The 15,247-nt window shown below is 61.7% G+C and carries 17 protein-coding genes; 9 read left to right on the top strand and 8 right to left on the bottom strand.

Annotated features, from left to right (window positions below; all coding sequences use genetic code 11):
• Window positions 1-235: 235 nt before the first annotated feature.
• The 3 genes from AC1RR7_RS16130 to AC1RR7_RS16140 all read left to right on the top strand — a co-directional run bounded on the left by AC1RR7_RS16130 (window position 236) and on the right by AC1RR7_RS16140 (window position 2,525).
• Complete coding sequence (locus AC1RR7_RS16130) at window positions 236-502, top strand: DUF3077 domain-containing protein (RefSeq protein WP_102619584.1); 267 nt, start codon at window positions 236-238, stop codon at window positions 500-502.
• 53 nt (window positions 503-555) lie between these two features.
• Complete coding sequence (locus AC1RR7_RS16135) at window positions 556-1,602, top strand: class I SAM-dependent methyltransferase (RefSeq protein ID WP_096822889.1); 1,047 nt, start codon at window positions 556-558, stop codon at window positions 1,600-1,602.
• An 80-nt stretch (window positions 1,603-1,682) separates the two neighbouring features.
• Window positions 1,683-2,525, top strand: coding sequence for an NAD-dependent protein deacetylase (locus AC1RR7_RS16140; RefSeq protein ID WP_493157974.1), 843 nt, complete (start codon window positions 1,683-1,685; stop codon window positions 2,523-2,525).
• Window positions 2,526-2,760: 235 nt separating this feature from the next.
• On the opposite strand, the gene AC1RR7_RS16145 is transcribed toward AC1RR7_RS16140, so the two are convergent.
• Complete coding sequence (locus AC1RR7_RS16145; protein ID WP_493157975.1) at window positions 2,761-3,651, bottom strand: LysR family transcriptional regulator; 891 nt, start codon at window positions 3,649-3,651, stop codon at window positions 2,761-2,763.
• A 221-nt stretch (window positions 3,652-3,872) separates the two neighbouring features.
• On the opposite strand from AC1RR7_RS16145, the gene AC1RR7_RS16150 reads away from it, so the two are divergent.
• From AC1RR7_RS16150 to AC1RR7_RS16160, 3 genes are read left to right on the top strand one after another with little or no spacing between them, the layout of a single operon-like run.
• Window positions 3,873-4,571 (top strand): CoA transferase subunit A, encoded by a 699-nt coding sequence (locus AC1RR7_RS16150; RefSeq protein ID WP_085698663.1) that lies wholly within the window; start codon window positions 3,873-3,875, stop codon window positions 4,569-4,571.
• Between the two features lie 24 nt (window positions 4,572-4,595).
• Window positions 4,596-5,261 (top strand): CoA transferase subunit B, encoded by a 666-nt coding sequence (locus tag AC1RR7_RS16155; RefSeq protein ID WP_085648845.1) that lies wholly within the window; start codon window positions 4,596-4,598, stop codon window positions 5,259-5,261.
• Between the two features lie 11 nt (window positions 5,262-5,272).
• Window positions 5,273-6,454 (top strand): acetyl-CoA C-acetyltransferase, encoded by a 1,182-nt coding sequence (locus AC1RR7_RS16160; RefSeq protein WP_493066083.1) that lies wholly within the window; start codon window positions 5,273-5,275, stop codon window positions 6,452-6,454.
• A 106-nt stretch (window positions 6,455-6,560) separates the two neighbouring features.
• On the opposite strand, the gene AC1RR7_RS16165 is transcribed toward AC1RR7_RS16160, so the two are convergent.
• Window positions 6,561-7,163 (bottom strand): NADPH-dependent F420 reductase, encoded by a 603-nt coding sequence (locus AC1RR7_RS16165; protein WP_493157976.1) that lies wholly within the window; start codon window positions 7,161-7,163, stop codon window positions 6,561-6,563.
• 114 nt (window positions 7,164-7,277) lie between these two features.
• Between AC1RR7_RS16165 and AC1RR7_RS16170 the strand changes: the two genes are divergently transcribed.
• Complete coding sequence (locus AC1RR7_RS16170) at window positions 7,278-8,171, top strand: LysR family transcriptional regulator (RefSeq protein ID WP_102619618.1); 894 nt, start codon at window positions 7,278-7,280, stop codon at window positions 8,169-8,171.
• On the opposite strand, the gene AC1RR7_RS16175 is transcribed toward AC1RR7_RS16170, so the two are convergent.
• Window positions 8,168-9,487, bottom strand: coding sequence for an Nramp family divalent metal transporter (locus AC1RR7_RS16175; protein ID WP_102619580.1), 1,320 nt, complete (start codon window positions 9,485-9,487; stop codon window positions 8,168-8,170). The two genes, AC1RR7_RS16170 and AC1RR7_RS16175, sit on opposite strands and share 4 nt — an antisense overlap.
• A gap of 76 nt (window positions 9,488-9,563) precedes the next feature.
• A complete protein-coding gene (locus tag AC1RR7_RS16180; RefSeq protein ID WP_096822894.1) occupies window positions 9,564-10,103 on the bottom strand; it encodes a chalcone isomerase family protein in 540 nt (179 codons plus the stop codon).
• A gap of 147 nt (window positions 10,104-10,250) precedes the next feature.
• Here AC1RR7_RS16180 and AC1RR7_RS16185 point away from each other — a divergent pair, with 147 nt between their 5' ends.
• Together AC1RR7_RS16185 and AC1RR7_RS16190 are read left to right on the top strand one after the other, a co-directional pair.
• On the top strand, window positions 10,251-11,024 hold the full coding sequence (locus tag AC1RR7_RS16185) for a hypothetical protein (protein WP_493073469.1): 774 nt from the start codon (window positions 10,251-10,253) through the stop codon (window positions 11,022-11,024).
• Between the two features lie 86 nt (window positions 11,025-11,110).
• Window positions 11,111-11,677 (top strand): DcrB/PsbP domain-containing protein, encoded by a 567-nt coding sequence (locus AC1RR7_RS16190; protein ID WP_096822896.1) that lies wholly within the window; start codon window positions 11,111-11,113, stop codon window positions 11,675-11,677.
• A 3-nt stretch (window positions 11,678-11,680) separates the two neighbouring features.
• Here AC1RR7_RS16190 and AC1RR7_RS16195 read toward each other — a convergent pair whose 3' ends face one another.
• From AC1RR7_RS16195 to AC1RR7_RS16210, 4 genes are all read right to left on the bottom strand, one after another.
• Window positions 11,681-12,397, bottom strand: coding sequence for an alpha/beta hydrolase (locus AC1RR7_RS16195; protein WP_493157977.1), 717 nt, complete (start codon window positions 12,395-12,397; stop codon window positions 11,681-11,683).
• A gap of 69 nt (window positions 12,398-12,466) precedes the next feature.
• Window positions 12,467-13,579, bottom strand: coding sequence for a succinylglutamate desuccinylase/aspartoacylase family protein (locus AC1RR7_RS16200; protein ID WP_102619576.1), 1,113 nt, complete (start codon window positions 13,577-13,579; stop codon window positions 12,467-12,469).
• Between the two features lie 127 nt (window positions 13,580-13,706).
• Window positions 13,707-14,486: an ABC transporter substrate-binding protein gene (locus tag AC1RR7_RS16205; RefSeq protein WP_011333505.1), complete on the bottom strand. Its 780-nt coding sequence runs from the start codon at window positions 14,484-14,486 to the stop codon at window positions 13,707-13,709.
• Window positions 14,487-14,741: 255 nt separating this feature from the next.
• Entirely contained in the window at window positions 14,742-15,176 is a 435-nt protein-coding gene (locus tag AC1RR7_RS16210) for a rhodanese-like domain-containing protein (protein WP_096822899.1), read from the bottom strand.
• Window positions 15,177-15,247: the final 71 nt, after the last annotated feature.

The following is a 15,247-nucleotide window of genomic DNA, read 5'->3' on the forward strand; positions in this document are numbered from 1 at the left end:
GCGTGCACCATCGGTGAGTAACCCGGCAGACGACAGAGTTCATGGCTTTTAGCGGGGATGATTTCTCGGCGGATTCGATCAGCCTGTGCGAGGAAGTGACTTCGGACTTCACAGATAAACAAAGACTTCAGCACTCAAAAGTCCTTGCCTCGACCGAGTCGATTAAGAATATGGGATAGAGTCACGTCGAAGTTGTAGGCAAAATCTGCGTGTTGCGTGAGGAAGTGCGCCTATCGTGCTTTTCAGCAGGCGTCGTCTTGCTGGCCTCTCTTTCAGCGCTGGCGTCCCTGTCAAAAAAGCGCTGGAGCAGGCTTCCGATCTGCTGGGCCTTGTTAAAGCGTATCCACGCACCGTCGAGACATACAACGATACAAGCCTCGAAATCCACGCAGCCCGCTCCCACCGGCGCCAACAGCGGCTAGACTCAAACATTACCCAGTCGAGGGGGACGCAGGCCGCTATCGGCGCCCTGCCCGTTTCCACGACCACCGCCCGGTGGTGAATGCCTCGACCCCCAACACCACCGGACTGTGATCCTTAACAGGAGCACATGACATGGACGAGGCCAGACTCAACGAGTTCATGGGCAAACTGGTCAACGACATGGGCGGCGCGGCGATGCTGGCCAATGTCATCGTCGGCGAAGAACTTGGCTTGTACAAAGCCATGGCCGACAGCCAACCGATCTCCCCGGAAACCCTCGCCGAAAAAACCGCCTGCAACTCCCGGCTGGTCCGCGAATGGCTGAGCGCCCACGCGGCGTCCGGCTACATGGAACACCTGGACGGCAAATTCCGCCTGCCGGAAGAACAGGCGATGGCCCTGGCCAAGGAAGATTCGCCGGTCTACGTGGCCGGCGGGCTCGGCGTAGTGGCGTCGTTTTTCCACGACAAGGACAAACTGGTCAAAGCCATGCGCGGCAATGGCGCCCTGCCCTGGGGTGATCACCATCCGTGCATGTTCACCGGCACTGAACGGTTCTTCCGCCCCGGCTACAAAGGACACTTGATTGCCGAATGGCTGCCTGCGCTGGAGGGCGTTGTGGCCAAACTCGAAGAAGGCGCCAAGGTCGCCGATGTCGGCTGTGGTCATGGCGCTTCCACGGTGATCATGGCCCAGGCCTATCCCAACTCGCGTTTCGTCGGATTCGACTACCACGCACCTTCGGTCACCGTTGCCACCCAGCGTGCTGAAGAAGGCGGCGTCAGCAGCCGCGCGAAGTTTTTCCAGGGCACGGCGAAAAGCTTTCCCGGCGACGACTACGACCTGATCTGCTACTTCGACTGCCTGCACGACATGGGCGACCCGGTCGGCGCGGCTCGACATGCCTACGATTGCCTGAAGGACGACGGCACGGTGTTGCTGGTTGAGCCCTTTGCCAACGACACGCTGGACGACAATATCAACCCGGTCGGGCGGCTTTTCTATGCAGCATCGACGTTCATTTGCACACCGAACTCGCTGTCCCAGGAAGTGGGCCTGGGGCTCGGTGCACAGGCTGGCGAGATGCGCCTGCGCAAAGTGTTCAGTGAAGCCGGGTTCAAGCAGTTCCGGCGGGCGACGCAGACGCCGTTCAACCTGATTCTGGAGGCTCGCAAGTAAACGTCGGCACCGGGCGCCTCTTTAAGAGGCGCCCGACAGTGCTAACCTGCAAGGCACTCACAGCCTGCGGAGCGCTGACCATGCTCGACCGCCCCCTCCACGAACATCTCGATTACCTGCAACTGGCCATGGCCGACGGCGATTTCGTGGTGCTGACCGGCGCCGGGATCAGCACGCCGTCGGGCATCCCGGACTACCGCGATACCAACGGCGTGCGCCGGGGCCGACAGCCGATGATGTATCAGGAGTTTCTGTCGGCGCCCGAATCACGCCGCCGCTACTGGGCCCGGGCGATGCTCGGCTGGCCCCGTGTGCGTCAGGCGCAACCGAACGCGGCTCATGAAGCGCTGGCCAGCCTGCAAAGCCACGGCCGGATCGGCGGCCTGATCACCCAGAATGTCGACACCTTGCACGATCAGGCCGGCAGCCACGACGTCATCGAACTGCACGGCAGCCTGCATCGGGTGTTGTGCCTGGATTGCGGTTTGCGCAGCGAGCGGGATTCGATTCAGCAATTGATGGAAACGCAGAACCCTTATCTGGCGGGCGTCGACGCCGTGCAGGCGCCGGACGGCGATACCCTGCTCGACCCGGCCTTCGAGGCACGTTTCCAGGTGCCGCATTGTCCGCATTGCGAAGGCGAACGGATGAAGCCGGACGTGGTGTTTTTTGGCGAGAACGTGGCACAGCCCACAGCGGCTCGGGCCATGACGGCAGCGGAAAATGCGGCCGGGATGCTGGTGGTCGGCTCGTCGTTGATGGCGTATTCGGCGTTTCGTCTGTGCCGGGTGATTGCGGATCGGGGCAAGCCGCTGATAGCGATCAATCTGGGGAAGACGCGGGCGGATGAGTTGCTGGATTTGAAGATTGAGGGGTCTTGTGAGGCGTTGTTGCCGCTATTGGCTCAGGCGATGGAGGGTTGATGCTGTGAGAGTGATGTCCGGCTGGCGATCCCTCACCCTAGCCCTCTCCCGGAGGGAGAGGGGACTGACCGTGTTGAATGTTAGAGATACACCGACCTGAAATATCGAGTCGAACTCAAGAGTTGATGAACCTGAATCCATAATCGACTCGGTGGTGCAGGTCGATGTACTAAGCAGCACGACTCGGTCGGCTCCCTCTCCCTCCGGGAGAGGGCTGGGGTGAGGGGGATGGATTTCAGAGACGACCCAAATCCTCAGCCTTGAGAATGTCAAAAAGCGCCTGCGCCGCCGCCGACAGTTCATTCCCGGAATCAGTCAACACCCCAATCGCCCGCTCCACCACCGGTTCATGCAACGTGAGACACCGCGCGCCCAGCTCACGCATCTGCTCGGCGCACAACGCCGGCACCGCACTGACGCCCAGCCCGCTGGCGACCATTCGCCCGACCGTCGCCAGTTGATGGCTTTCAAACTCCACCGGCAGTTTCATGCCCCGGGCCTGCAAGTGTTCCTCAAGCATTACCCGCACCGTGGACGGTCGTTGCAGGGTAATGAACGGTTCCTGCAGCAAGGTCTGCCAGTCGATGTCGGTGCGCTGGGCCAGCGGCGAATCCTGTGGCACCACCGCGACGAAGCGATCCCTGTAAAGCGGCGTGAAGGTCAGCGACGTGTTCTGCATCGGCTCGAACGCCACGCCGAGTTCGACCTGACGATCGCGGACCATTTCCAGCACTTGCTCGTTGATCACGTCGTTGACCGTCACGTTGACGTTCGGATAGCGCGCACGGAAGGTCTTGAGGATCGGCGGCAGCAGGTTGCCGGCAAACGACGGCATCGCCGCCAGCGTCACTCGCCCCCGTTGCAGGCTGAAGCGCTGGCGCATTTCGTCTTCGGCGTTGTCCCAGTCGGCGATCAGACGCCGGGCCAGCGGCAGCAGCGATTCCCCTTCAGGGGTCAGCGCCACGTTGCGCGTATTGCGGCTGAACAGACGCCCGCCCAGCCCCTCCTCCAGCGCCTTGATGGTCAGGCTCAGCGCCGATTGCGACAGGTGCAGACGCTCACAGGCCACGGCAAAGCTCAGGCTCTGGGCCACGGCGAGAAAGGCGCGCATCTGCTTGATGGTCATGGTCGTGTCGCTCCAACGGCTAAGCTGTACATCCGCCCGCCGACGACGGCGAGCATTTCTTGATCGCTCCAACGCTCCTGCGTGGGAACAGAGAACCAAGTCCATTGTTGAGCTTTATCAATCAATCAACCTTAAAAATCAACTTAACAAATATATCCCCCGGCGAGACACTCCAACCATTCGGCTAGCCAGCCGCCCGACAAACAATAAAAGAGGTGCATATGGCAGGTTTCGACAAGCGCGTGTATTCCTACGAGGAAGCCATGGCAGGCCTTGAAGACGGCATGACCGTGATCGCCGGCGGCTTCGGCCTGTGCGGCATTCCGGAAAACCTGATCGCCGAGATCAAGCGCAAAGGCACCCGCGACCTCACCGTCGTCTCCAACAACTGCGGCGTCGATGGTTTCGGCCTCGGCGTGCTGCTGACCGATCGCCAGATCAGAAAAGTGGTCGCCTCCTACGTGGGCGAAAACAAACTGTTCGAAGAGCAACTGCTCAAAGGCGACATCGAAGTCGTCCTGACCCCGCAAGGCACCCTCGCCGAAAAAATGCGCGCAGGCGGTGCCGGCATCCCTGCGTTTTTCACCGCCACCGGCGTCGGCACCCCGGTCGCCGAAGGCAAGGAAGTGCGTGAGTTCCACGGTCGCAAGTACCTGATGGAAGAGTCCATCACCGGTGACTTCGCCATCGTCAAAGGCTGGAAAGCCGACCACTTCGGCAACGTCATCTACCGCCACACCGCCCAGAACTTCAACCCGCTGGCCGCCACCGCCGGCAAGATCACCGTGGTCGAAGTCGAAGAAATCGTCGAACCCGGCGAACTGGATCCGGCACACATCCACACGCCCGGCATCTACGTCGACCGGGTCATTTGCGGCACGTTCGAAAAACGTATCGAACAACGCACCATCCGCAAATAATCCAGGCTGACGGAGAACAAGAACATGGCACTTTCCCGCGAACAAATGGCTCAACGCGTCGCCCGCGAAATGCAGGACGGCTACTACGTGAACCTCGGCATCGGCATCCCGACCCTGGTCGCCAACTACATCCCCGAAGGCATGGAAGTCATGCTGCAATCGGAAAACGGCCTGCTCGGCATGGGCCCGTTTCCGACTGAAGACACCATCGATGCCGACATGATCAACGCCGGCAAACAAACCGTGACTGCGCGTATCGGCGCATCGATCTTCAGCTCCGCCGAGTCCTTCGCGATGATCCGCGGCGGCCACGTCGACCTGACCGTGCTGGGCGCCTTCGAAGTGGACGTGCAAGGCAACATCGCCTCGTGGATGATCCCCGGCAAACTGGTCAAGGGCATGGGCGGCGCGATGGACCTGGTGGCCGGTGCCGACAACATCATCGTCATCATGACCCACGCGTCCAAGGACGGTGAGTCCAAGTTGCTGAGCCAATGCAGCCTGCCGCTGACCGGCGCCGGTTGCATCAAGCGCGTGCTGACTGACCTGGCGTACCTGGAAATCGAAAATGGCGCTTTTGTCCTCAAGGAACGCGCACCTGGCGTCAGCGTCGAGGAAATCGTCGCCAAAACCGCTGGTAAACTGATCGTCCCGGATCACGTACCGGAAATGCAGTTCGCTGCCGAGTGAGGAATTCGAAAATGCAAGACGTCGTCATTGTTGCCGCCACGCGTACCGCGATCGGCAGTTTCCAGGGATCGCTGGCCACCGTCTCCGCCGTGGATCTGGGCGCAGCGGTCATCCGCCAGTTGCTTGAGCAGACCGGTCTGGACGGTGCTCAGGTCGATGAAGTGATCATGGGCCAGGTGCTGACCGCCGGCGCCGGCCAGAACCCGGCGCGCCAGTCGGCGATCAAGGCCGGCCTGCCCCACGCCGTACCCGCCATGACCCTGAACAAGGTCTGCGGCTCGGGCCTCAAGGCCCTGCACCTCGGCGCCCAGGCGATCCGTTGCGGCGATGCGGACGTGATCATCGCCGGCGGCCAGGAAAATATGAGCCTGGCCAACTATGTGATGCCGGGCGCACGCACCGGTCTGCGCATGGGTCACGCGCAAATCGTCGACACCATGATCAGCGATGGCCTGTGGGACGCGTTCAACGACTACCACATGGGCATCACCGCCGAAAACCTGGTCGAGAAGTACGAAATCAGCCGTGAGCAGCAGGACGCCTTCGCCGCTGCATCGCAGCAGAAAGCAGCAGCCGCCATCGAGGTCGGCCGTTTTGTCGATGAAATCACCCCGATCCTGATCCCGCAGCGCAAAGGCGATCCGGTGGCGTTCAAGGTCGACGAGCAGCCACGCGGCGACACCACCGCCGAATCCCTGGCCAAACTGCGTCCGGCCTTCAAGAAGGACGGCAGCGTCACCGCCGGCAACGCTTCGTCGCTGAACGACGGCGCGGCTGCGGTCATTCTGATGAGCGCCGAAAAAGCCAAGGCCCTGGGCCTGCCGGTACTGGCGAAAATCGCCGCTTACGCCAATGCCGGCGTCGACCCGGCGATCATGGGCATCGGCCCGGTGTCGGCCACCCGCCGTTGCCTGGACAAGGCCGGCTGGAGCATCGGCCAGCTCGACCTGATCGAAGCCAACGAAGCCTTCGCCGCACAATCGCTGGCAGTGGCCAAAGATCTGCAATGGGATCTGGACAAGGTCAACGTCAATGGCGGCGCCATCGCCCTCGGTCACCCGATCGGTGCATCGGGCTGCCGTGTGCTGGTGACCCTGCTGCACGAAATGATCAAGCGTGATGCGAAAAAGGGTCTGGCGACCCTGTGCATCGGCGGCGGTCAAGGCGTGGCCCTGGCGCTGGAACGCGCTTAAGCGCAAAAGAGGTTCAACAGCGGGCGGCGGATCCACGACATCCACTGCCTGTTGGCAACAAACCCGGTACGACTCACGTCGCACCGGGTATTTTTTTGCCCGGCCGTCAGGCGAACTTCACCAGATTCAGCACCGGCAACGGCCCGCCCGGGAATTGCACCAGTCGCGCGCCCACGCTCAACTCGCCCAGGTCGATCCCGAAGAAACCAAGCTGATCGATCAGCGCGCCCACTTCAGCCTTGGCCTGCGCATCATCCCCGGACAGAAACAACACGCGCTTGCCACCCTCCGACGCCGGATCCGCTTCCAGCAAACGCGCCAGCAGATGGTTGAACGCCTTGACCACCCGCGCCCCAGGCACCCATTCAGCGAACACTTCGCTGGACGGCCGCCCCTGTAAATCCACTGGTTTGAACGACGGCGCTTCAATCGAGTTGTTGGCGTCGATGACGATCCGCCCGCCGAAATCCGGCAGCCCGGCCAGCGCCGTCGGCAGTTTCGACCAGTTCACTGCGACCAGCACGATGTCCTGGGCAGCGGCTTCTTCACGGGTAACGGCGCGGGCGGTCGGGCCGAGCTCTGCGACCAGTCCGGACAAGGTCTCCGGCCCGCGACTGTTGGCGATGACCAACGGGATGCCCTGACGCGACAAGGCTTTGGCAAACGCTGAACCGATGGCGCCAGCGCCGATGATTCCGATAGTGCTCATGGTGTTCTCCAGAAAGATTGGTAAGACTCGAAACGAATCTTGCGCTTGCCATTCCCACTTGATTAGCCGGTAATGCCTTGAATGATCTTCAAGCATCGCTATCAGGTCGAAACCATGGAAACCCTCGCCAATCTTGAATCCTTCGTCCGCAGCGCCGAGACCGGCAGCTTCTCCGCCGCCGCACGGTTGCTGGCGCTGACACCGGCAGCGGTCAGCCGCAACGTGGCGATTCTTGAACGCAACCTCGGCGTTCGGCTGTTTCAGCGCTCGACCCGCAAGCTGTCGCTGACCGAGGCCGGTGAAGGTTTTCTGGCGAGCATCGGCGGCAACCTCGACGCCTTGCAGGCAGCGATTGCGACTGTGGCGACCGAGCGCGGCGAGCCGGCGGGTGTGCTCAAGATCAGCCTGCCGCCGACGTTCGGCATCGATCACATGCTGCCGCTGCTGCCGGCGTTTCTAGCGCGCTATCCGTTGATTCGCCCCGAATGGCACTTCGAGAATCGTCAGGTGGATTTGATCGCCGAGGGTTATGACGTGGCGATTGGTGGCGGGTTCGAGCTGACGCCCGGCGTGATTTCCCGGCGACTGGCGTCCGCTGAAATACTGGCAGTGGCCTCTCCGGCGTATCTGGCCGGACGCACCCTGCCCCGGCATCCGACAGACCTCGCCGACCACCAGGGCATTGTCATGCGCGGCCTGCGCACCGGGCGCATTCGCCAATGGCAGATGCACAACGGCGCCGGCGAACAGGCCAGCGCCCTGCTCAACCCGAACATCGTGCTCAACGATCCAATGGCCATGCGCAAGGCTGCGCTGCTGGGACTCGGGATAACAATGGTGGTGCTGCCCGATGTCAGCGTGCAGATCGAGCGCGGTGAACTGGTGCGGCTGTTGCCCGACTGGCAGTGCGACGCCGGGGCGATATCGCTGTACTACCCGAGCCGCACCTTGATGCCGGCCAAGACCCGGGTGTTCATTGATTTTGTGGTGGATGCCTTCGGCCGCTAGGCGGCCAGTTGCAGAATCAGCCAGGCATTGGCGCCGCTGATCACCACAAACAGTCCCCAAGCCAGAGCCCGCGTCGGCAAGCGATTCACAAACGGCCCCATCAGCTGTTTGTCGTTGGTCATGCGGATCAACGGATACAGGGCAAACGGCAGTTGCAGGCTCAACACCACCTGGCTCAGTACCAGCAACTTGCCCACCGCGCCATCGCCCATCAGCCACACGCCGATGAACGCCGGAATCAGTGCCAGCCCACGGGTAATGAGGCGCCGCTGCCAGCAGGGAATCCGCAGGTTCAGGTAGCCTTCCATGATCACTTGCCCGGCGATGGTGCCGGTGAAGGTCGAACTCTGCCCCGACGCCAGCAGCGCCACGCCGAACAACACACTGGCCAGCGCGCCGCCCACCAGCGGATCGAGCAAGTGATAGGCGTCCTGGATGTCCACCACATCGGAGTGCCCGGTTTGATGGAAGGCTGCCGCCGCGAGAATCAGGATCGCCGCGTTGACCAGCAACGCCAGCGCCAATGAACCGATGGTGTCGATGCGCGCCAGGTTCACTGCATCCTGCTTGCTCGCCAGGTCCTGGCCGATCAGCCGCGTCTGCACGATCGAGGTGTGCAGGTACAAGTTGTGCGGCATTACCGTCGCACCAAGGATGCCGATGGCCAGGTACAGCGGCGCCGCATCGCTGATGGCCGACAACGACGGTTTGAAGCCTTGGGCGACGTCCGGCCAGTACGGTTTGATCAGTAACAGTTCGACAAAAAAGCACACGCCGATGGTGCCCACCAGCACCAGCATGATCGCTTCCAGCCGCCGAAAACCGCGATTTTGCAAGGCCAGCACGAGCAACGTATCGAATGCGGTCAGAGCGATGCCGAACGTCAGTGAACAACCCAGCAGCAGGTGGAACGCCAGCGCGCAGCCGAGCACTTCCGCAAGGTCGGTGGCAATGATCGAGATTTCCGCCAGCACCCATTGCAGCCGCGCCGTCGGGGTGCTGTAGCGCTCGCGGGAGAGTTGCGCCAAGTCGCGCCCGGTGGCGATGCCCAGCCGCGAACACAGGCATTGCACGACCATGCCCGCCAGACTCGCCAGCAACACCACAAACAACAGGCTGTAACCGAAGCGCGAACCGGCCTCGATGGCGGTGGCCCAGTTGCCCGGATCCATGTAGCCGATCGACACCAGCAAACCCGGGCCGGCAAAGCGCAGTACGCGTTTGAAGAACGAGGCATTCGGATCCACCGGGACGCTGCCGGCCACTTCCGGCGGGCAGAACGGCGCGGTGGCGATTTTGGGCAAGCTGAATTTCACGCACACATCCAGAAACAAGTCGAAAGGCGCAGCTTAGACGTTTCAGTCGGCGTGCCCAAGAGCAGACGTGCTGCGCTCAGGGTTTGGCAGTGCCGAGCAATTGCTGACGCAACTCGGGACTGCGTGTGCGGGGATCAAGCCAGATGTCGAAAAACGCCCGGGCGAACAGCGGATCGTCGATCTCGTGCTGCAACTGCTGCCCCACGAAGAACCGTGCACCCTGCCCCGGCAAGTACACCCCGGTAATCCGCGTGCCGGCCTGAACGTCGACGAACGATTGCTGCATCTGGGCCTGCCACAGCGCCAGTTGCGCCGGGCTGATGGAGGATCCGGCCAGGCGCTTGATCTCATCGACGCTGGCCTTCACCAGATCTTCGCGAGACACATTGCGCCGGTAGATCAATTCCAGGGCGAAGGGCTGTCCATCGGCCAGCGGGCGCGCGGCACTCCACAACCGGGCGTTATAAATGTCGAAACCGAACACACTGAAATCGCCGGTGCCAATGATTTGCGCGCCGGGCACCGCGTCCTGCCAACTGGCCCAAGTCGGCGTCAGCAACAGTGCCCACAAACCGATTCCGCAGCATCCACGCAACACCTTCGGTGTTCTGCTCATCGCGGCATCGACTCCGGTAAACCCTGATAGTCAGAGCATAGTTGGCTATCCCGCCCGGCACTTTGTATACATGTTTTGCATACATATACAGCAATCCATTCATGACAATGCTAACGTGGCCCTCATTGACCCGATGGAGACACCTGCGTGCTGATCCTCAAACTGCTGCTGATTCCCGGTTTTCTGCTGCTGATTTCCCTGGCCGGCAAGCGTTGGGGGCCCAGTGTGGCCGGGTGGCTGTCGGGGTTGCCGGTGGTGGTCGGGCCGATCCTGTTCTTCCTCGCCATCGAGCAAGGGCCGGCGTTTGCCGCGCAATCGGCGGTCGCGGCGTTGTCGGCCATGTTTGCGATGATCGCGTTTTGCGTCACTTATGCGCAGGTGGCGCAGCGGGCGAACTGGCCGTTGGCGCTGGTTGTGTCTTTGTCGGTCTGGGCCGTGCTGGCGGTAATCCTGTCGCTGATTCCGGCGTCGCTACCGTTCTCGGTGGCTGCGGCTGCAACCGCCCTTCTTGCTGCGCCGTACCTGTTTCCCAAGGTTCAACCGGTGGTCAGTGGGCCGGCACCGAAGTCGGACAAACTGATCTGGCGGATGATTGCCGGCGCGGCGTTGACGCTGGTAGTGACGATGCTGGCCAGCACGGTCGGCGAGCGTTGGAGCGGATTGCTCGCGGTATTTCCGGTGCTGGGCAGCGTGATGGCGGTGTTTTCCCAGCAGACGCGCGGCCCGGCGTTTACCGCTGCGTTGTTGCGAGCGACGGCGACGGGGATGTATTCGTTTTCGGCGTTTTGTCTGGTGTTGGCGCTGACAGTCCCACGTCTGGGCTTCGGCGGCTTCGTGGTGGCGGTGGCCGTTTCAGTGGCGATGCTGGGCGTCACCCGGCAATTGCTGGCCAAACCGGCGCCTGCGCCGTCGACGAACTGAACCCGCCCGGACAAACCGCTCTGGAGTGCCGGGCATGCTCCGTGGGATGATCGCCGCCCAAGCGCGACCATCCCTCGGAGATTCGAATGTCATTGCTTAGCAAGAAAGCCGTCGTCCTGTTGCTGGCGGCGGTGGCCGGTTTCGGCGCCCTGAATGCTCAGGCAGCCAAGGCCAAAGAGAAGGCTGTCACCGAGAAAGTCTCGATGCTCGAAGGCAAGCTCCGTTTTGTCCTGCCCAAAGGCTTTGTCGGTGACCCGCTGCCGGCCGGCCCGACCGGTGCCAAGGGCACGATGTTCACCAACGACGCGACCAAGACGGTGGTCATTACCGCCGAAAACCAGATTCCCGAAGGCAACAACGTCAAGGATAACGACAGCGCGTTCCTCGACGGCACCGTGTCCGATTTCATCGAAGCCCAGCGCAAGGCGCTGCCGGACTTCAACAAGCTCAGCGAAAAGAGCCTGACCCAGAAAGGCAATGGCCTGGGCCTGCGTCAGGTCGACAGCACCGCGACCCAGGGCGGCGGCCAGACCCTCAATACCACGCTGATCGCAGGTTCCGGCACGCACATGGCGCTGGTCCAGGTGATTTCCCGGGCCAGCGACAAGAGCGGTCACGATGCGCTGGTGAAAACCATCCTCAGCGAAAAATGATCCTCAAGGGTTAAGTCGCTGCAACCAGTCGTTCAAATCCCGAAGCTCGGCCGCGCTGATGCTGTGGCCGACGCCGGGATAGGCATGGAACGCCGGTTTGTAATCCAGCTTCTCCAGCAGATCTTTGGCTGCGGTGGCGCCACTGTAAGGCACCCGGTCATCCGCCGTGCCATGACCGATGAAGACCTCCAGCGGCGGGTGCTGTTGCGCTGACTTCAGCTCACCCTTGAGCACCGGCAACACTCGCCCACTCAACGCGGCAATGCCACCGACCGCCGCTGGCTGCCGTAGCCCCACCTCGTAGGTCATCATCGCGCCCTGGCTGAAACCGATCAGGTACACCTTGTCCGGTCGGGCGTGATATTTCTGCGCGGCTGCGGCGATAAAGGCTCGCAGCTTCTGGCTGGCGGTCTTCAGATCATCGGTCTCGCCGTTGTAGGCACCGTCGCCTTTCTTGCGAAACCACTGGAAACGCCCTTCCCCCAACGCCATCGGCGCCTGCACCGACAGGTAGTTGTACTGCTTGGGCAGCTGAAATTTCATGCCGATCAGATCGGCTTCGTTACTGCCGTAGCCGTGCAGGAAAAGCACCAGCGGACGCTGTTCGGCATCCGGGTGAACCTGGGCCAGGTAGTTGAGCGGCAGATCGGTTTGCAGCGAGGTTTGAGCATGGGCGGCGCTGGACGCCAGCAGGGTCAACAGAGCAAACACCTTCAACATAAGCCTTCCTTCACACAGTGCAGGGTTCGGGGCAGAGCCTAACACTGTGATCCGGAAGATGGGGGGGCCTCAGTCGTTGATCAACTTGCCCGCCCGAATCGGCTCGCGCCCCGCCACTTTCGCCTGCCAGGTGCCCGGCTGGGTATAGCGGCCGCGATCAATGGCGAACAACACACCGCTGGTGCCGGCGCGCACGGTGGTCACGCGGTCCTTCAGCGGATCGACCACTTCGAACAACGCATCACCGCGCTCGACCCATTCACCGGCATTACGCAGGAAACTCACCACGCCATGGTGCGGGGCGAACAGGTATTCGGTGCCTTCGAACGGCATGCCTTCGCAGCATTCGTCTGGCGACTTCGGCCATTCGCCGCTGATGAAGCCCTGTTCGGCGAGGAAGCCCAGAATTGCCTCGCAATTGGCCTGGGCCTGATCGACGCGGGTGTCGCCCATGCTGCCCAGTTCCAGGGTGGTGGCGAGGTTGGCCGGCGGGATCGCCGCCGCCGGGAACATCCGCGCTAGGCGCAACCACGGCGTGGAGCACGATTCATCGAACGAACTGCCGCCGGAGTCTTCACACAACAGCGCCACGCCAGCCTTCAGACGTGCAGCGAGGGATTGCCATTGCGGCCAGTGTTGCGGCAGCGCGTAAATGTGGATCGCGGCGTCGAAATCGCAATGCAGGTCCAGCGTGACATCGGCATCGCACGCGTGGCGCAGCAGCAGACGGTGCAACGCTTCCAGTTGCGAGGCCGGGGCCGGCAGCTCGTCGAGTACCTGGCCCATGCTCTGGCGAATCAAGCCGATGTTGGCCAGGGCATCGCTGCCCAACTGATCGCCGATGCGCTCGGCCACCGGGGCGCTGAGTTCGACGAAGGAACGGTTGAAGTTCTTGCCGCTCGCCAGTTCGAAACGGCCCATGTGACTGCCTTGCAGGTGTTGATCGAGACCGATCGGATTGGCCACCGGCACCAGTTCGATCACGCCCTGCAACTGGCCGTTGGTTTCCAGCTCGGCCAGGCGTTTTTTCAGTTCCCACGCGGTGCGCATGCCCGGCAGCTCATCGGCGTGCAGGCTGGCCTGGATGTAGACCTTGCGCGGGCCGGCACCGTAACGAAAGACGCTGAGGGAGCGTTCGCTGCCCAAGTGGCTCCAGGGCAGTACATGATCGATGCGTTGCATGGGGAACTCCGGAAATTCTGTAGTCGCTGCTGCACAGTGACTGCATTGAAAATGTGCTGACAGGATAAATCACAGGCGAAAAAAAAGTGGCCACCGCGTCAACGGGGCCACTTTTTTCTACGGCGTATTAATGACCGTACACGTCAAAGTCGAAGTACTTGTCCTGCACTTGCTTGTACTTGCCGTTGGCGCGGATTTCGTTGATGGCAGTGTTGAATTTTTCCGCCAGCTCGGTATCGCCTTTACGCACGGCAATACCGGCGCCGCCGCCGAAGTATTTGGCGTCTTCGTAGGTCGGGCCGACGAATTCGAAGCCTTTGCCGGCGTCGGTTTTCAGGAAGCCGTCGCTCAGGTTGACCGAGTCGGCCAGCATCGCGTCGATACGACCGGACACCATGTCGAGGTTGGCTTCCTGCTGCGAGCCGTAACGCACCAGTTCAATCCCGGCCGGCACCAGCACTTCGGTGGCGTAGCGGTCGTGGGTACTGGCGCGCAGCACGCCGACTTTCTTGCCTTTGAGCTCGGTCAGCGGATCTTTCACGCCGGAGCCTGCCTTCATCACGAAGCGCGCCGGGGTGTGGTAGTACTTGATAGTGAAATCGACGTTTTTCTTGCGATCGTCAGTGATGGTCATCGAGGACAGGATCGCGTCGATCTTCTTCACTTTCAGCGCCGGGATCAGGCCGTCGAACTCTTGCTCGACCCAGGTGCATTTGACTTTCATCTGCTCACACAGCGCATCGCCGATGTCCACGTCGAAACCGGCCAGTTTGCCGTCAGGGGTTTTCATCGAGAATGGCGGGTAACCGGCTTCGATACCGATACGGATCGGTTTGGCGTCTTCGGCCACGGCGGTCAGGGACAACATCGACAGTGCCAGGGCACCGAACATAACCAGCTTTTTCATTTATTACTCCCGTGTGCGGAGGCTTTTATTGGCAGCTTTCGATTGTCAGGTTCGGCCTTGGGCTATGGAGCGCAAAGAAACCGAAGTGGCCGGCAGTCTATGGCGGCGCGCACGGGGCAAATTGTGTTTAAGCGACAAATACTTATAGAAAATCGGCGAGTGCCATCACGTGGGAAAAGTGTGCGCCAGAGCGGTGCAAGGGTTGTAGGACAAAGCCGATAAAAGCTGCCGCCCATGGCGGCAACTCACTGGGTATCAGCAATCACAGGCAATCGGATGGGTCGCCGCTCGTGGCGCTGCGACACTCAATTCGAAGCCTTCATCGAGCCAGCCGGTGACCCCGCCAATCATCTCCTTGACCGGATAACCCAGCGCTGCCAGTTTCACCGCAGCCTTGTTGGCGCCGTTGCAGTGGGGACCGGCGCAATAAACCACGAACAGCGTGGATGTCGGGTAATCCGCCAGCCTTTCGGCTGTCAGCAAACGCCCCGGAATATTGATCGCCCCCGGTACGTGGCCGCGCTCGAAGGCCAGCGGCCCGCGCACGTCCACCAGCACGAAATCGATCTCACCGGCTTCCTGGCTGCTGAAGACGTCGGAACAATCGGTTTCGAAGGTCAGACGGTTGCTGAAGTGCATCAGGGCAATCGCCGACGGGGCGGCAGGAATTTCGCGAACCAGGCTGGGCATGTTGTGTTGCTCCTACGTCTGTGAAGGGATGAACAGACTTTATCGAGCTGCCGCTTGCCGCTACAGTGGCG

This window comes from Pseudomonas sp. GW821-FHT11G12 (assembly GCF_058808055.1).

Excerpts from the sequence above, each read along its gene's own strand:
- AC1RR7_RS16135 (WP_096822889.1), top strand. The coding sequence starts at position 556 with ATGGACGAGGCCAGACTCAACGAGTTCATGGGCAAACTGGTCAACGAC.
- AC1RR7_RS16140 (WP_493157974.1), top strand. The coding sequence starts at position 1,683 with ATGCTCGACCGCCCCCTCCACGAACATCTCGATTACCTGCAACTGGCC.
- AC1RR7_RS16145 (WP_493157975.1), bottom strand. The coding sequence starts at position 3,651 with ATGACCATCAAGCAGATGCGCGCCTTTCTCGCCGTGGCCCAGAGCCTG.
- AC1RR7_RS16150 (WP_085698663.1), top strand. The coding sequence starts at position 3,873 with ATGGCAGGTTTCGACAAGCGCGTGTATTCCTACGAGGAAGCCATGGCA.
- AC1RR7_RS16155 (WP_085648845.1), top strand. The coding sequence starts at position 4,596 with ATGGCACTTTCCCGCGAACAAATGGCTCAACGCGTCGCCCGCGAAATG.
- AC1RR7_RS16160 (WP_493066083.1), top strand. The coding sequence starts at position 5,273 with ATGCAAGACGTCGTCATTGTTGCCGCCACGCGTACCGCGATCGGCAGT.
- AC1RR7_RS16165 (WP_493157976.1), bottom strand. The coding sequence starts at position 7,163 with ATGAGCACTATCGGAATCATCGGCGCTGGCGCCATCGGTTCAGCGTTT.
- AC1RR7_RS16170 (WP_102619618.1), top strand. The coding sequence starts at position 7,278 with ATGGAAACCCTCGCCAATCTTGAATCCTTCGTCCGCAGCGCCGAGACC.
- AC1RR7_RS16180 (WP_096822894.1), bottom strand. The coding sequence starts at position 10,103 with ATGAGCAGAACACCGAAGGTGTTGCGTGGATGCTGCGGAATCGGTTTG.
- AC1RR7_RS16190 (WP_096822896.1), top strand. The coding sequence starts at position 11,111 with ATGTCATTGCTTAGCAAGAAAGCCGTCGTCCTGTTGCTGGCGGCGGTG.
- AC1RR7_RS16195 (WP_493157977.1), bottom strand. The coding sequence starts at position 12,397 with ATGTTGAAGGTGTTTGCTCTGTTGACCCTGCTGGCGTCCAGCGCCGCC.
- AC1RR7_RS16200 (WP_102619576.1), bottom strand. The coding sequence starts at position 13,579 with ATGCAACGCATCGATCATGTACTGCCCTGGAGCCACTTGGGCAGCGAA.
- AC1RR7_RS16205 (WP_011333505.1), bottom strand. The coding sequence starts at position 14,486 with ATGAAAAAGCTGGTTATGTTCGGTGCCCTGGCACTGTCGATGTTGTCC.
- AC1RR7_RS16210 (WP_096822899.1), bottom strand. The coding sequence starts at position 15,176 with ATGCCCAGCCTGGTTCGCGAAATTCCTGCCGCCCCGTCGGCGATTGCC.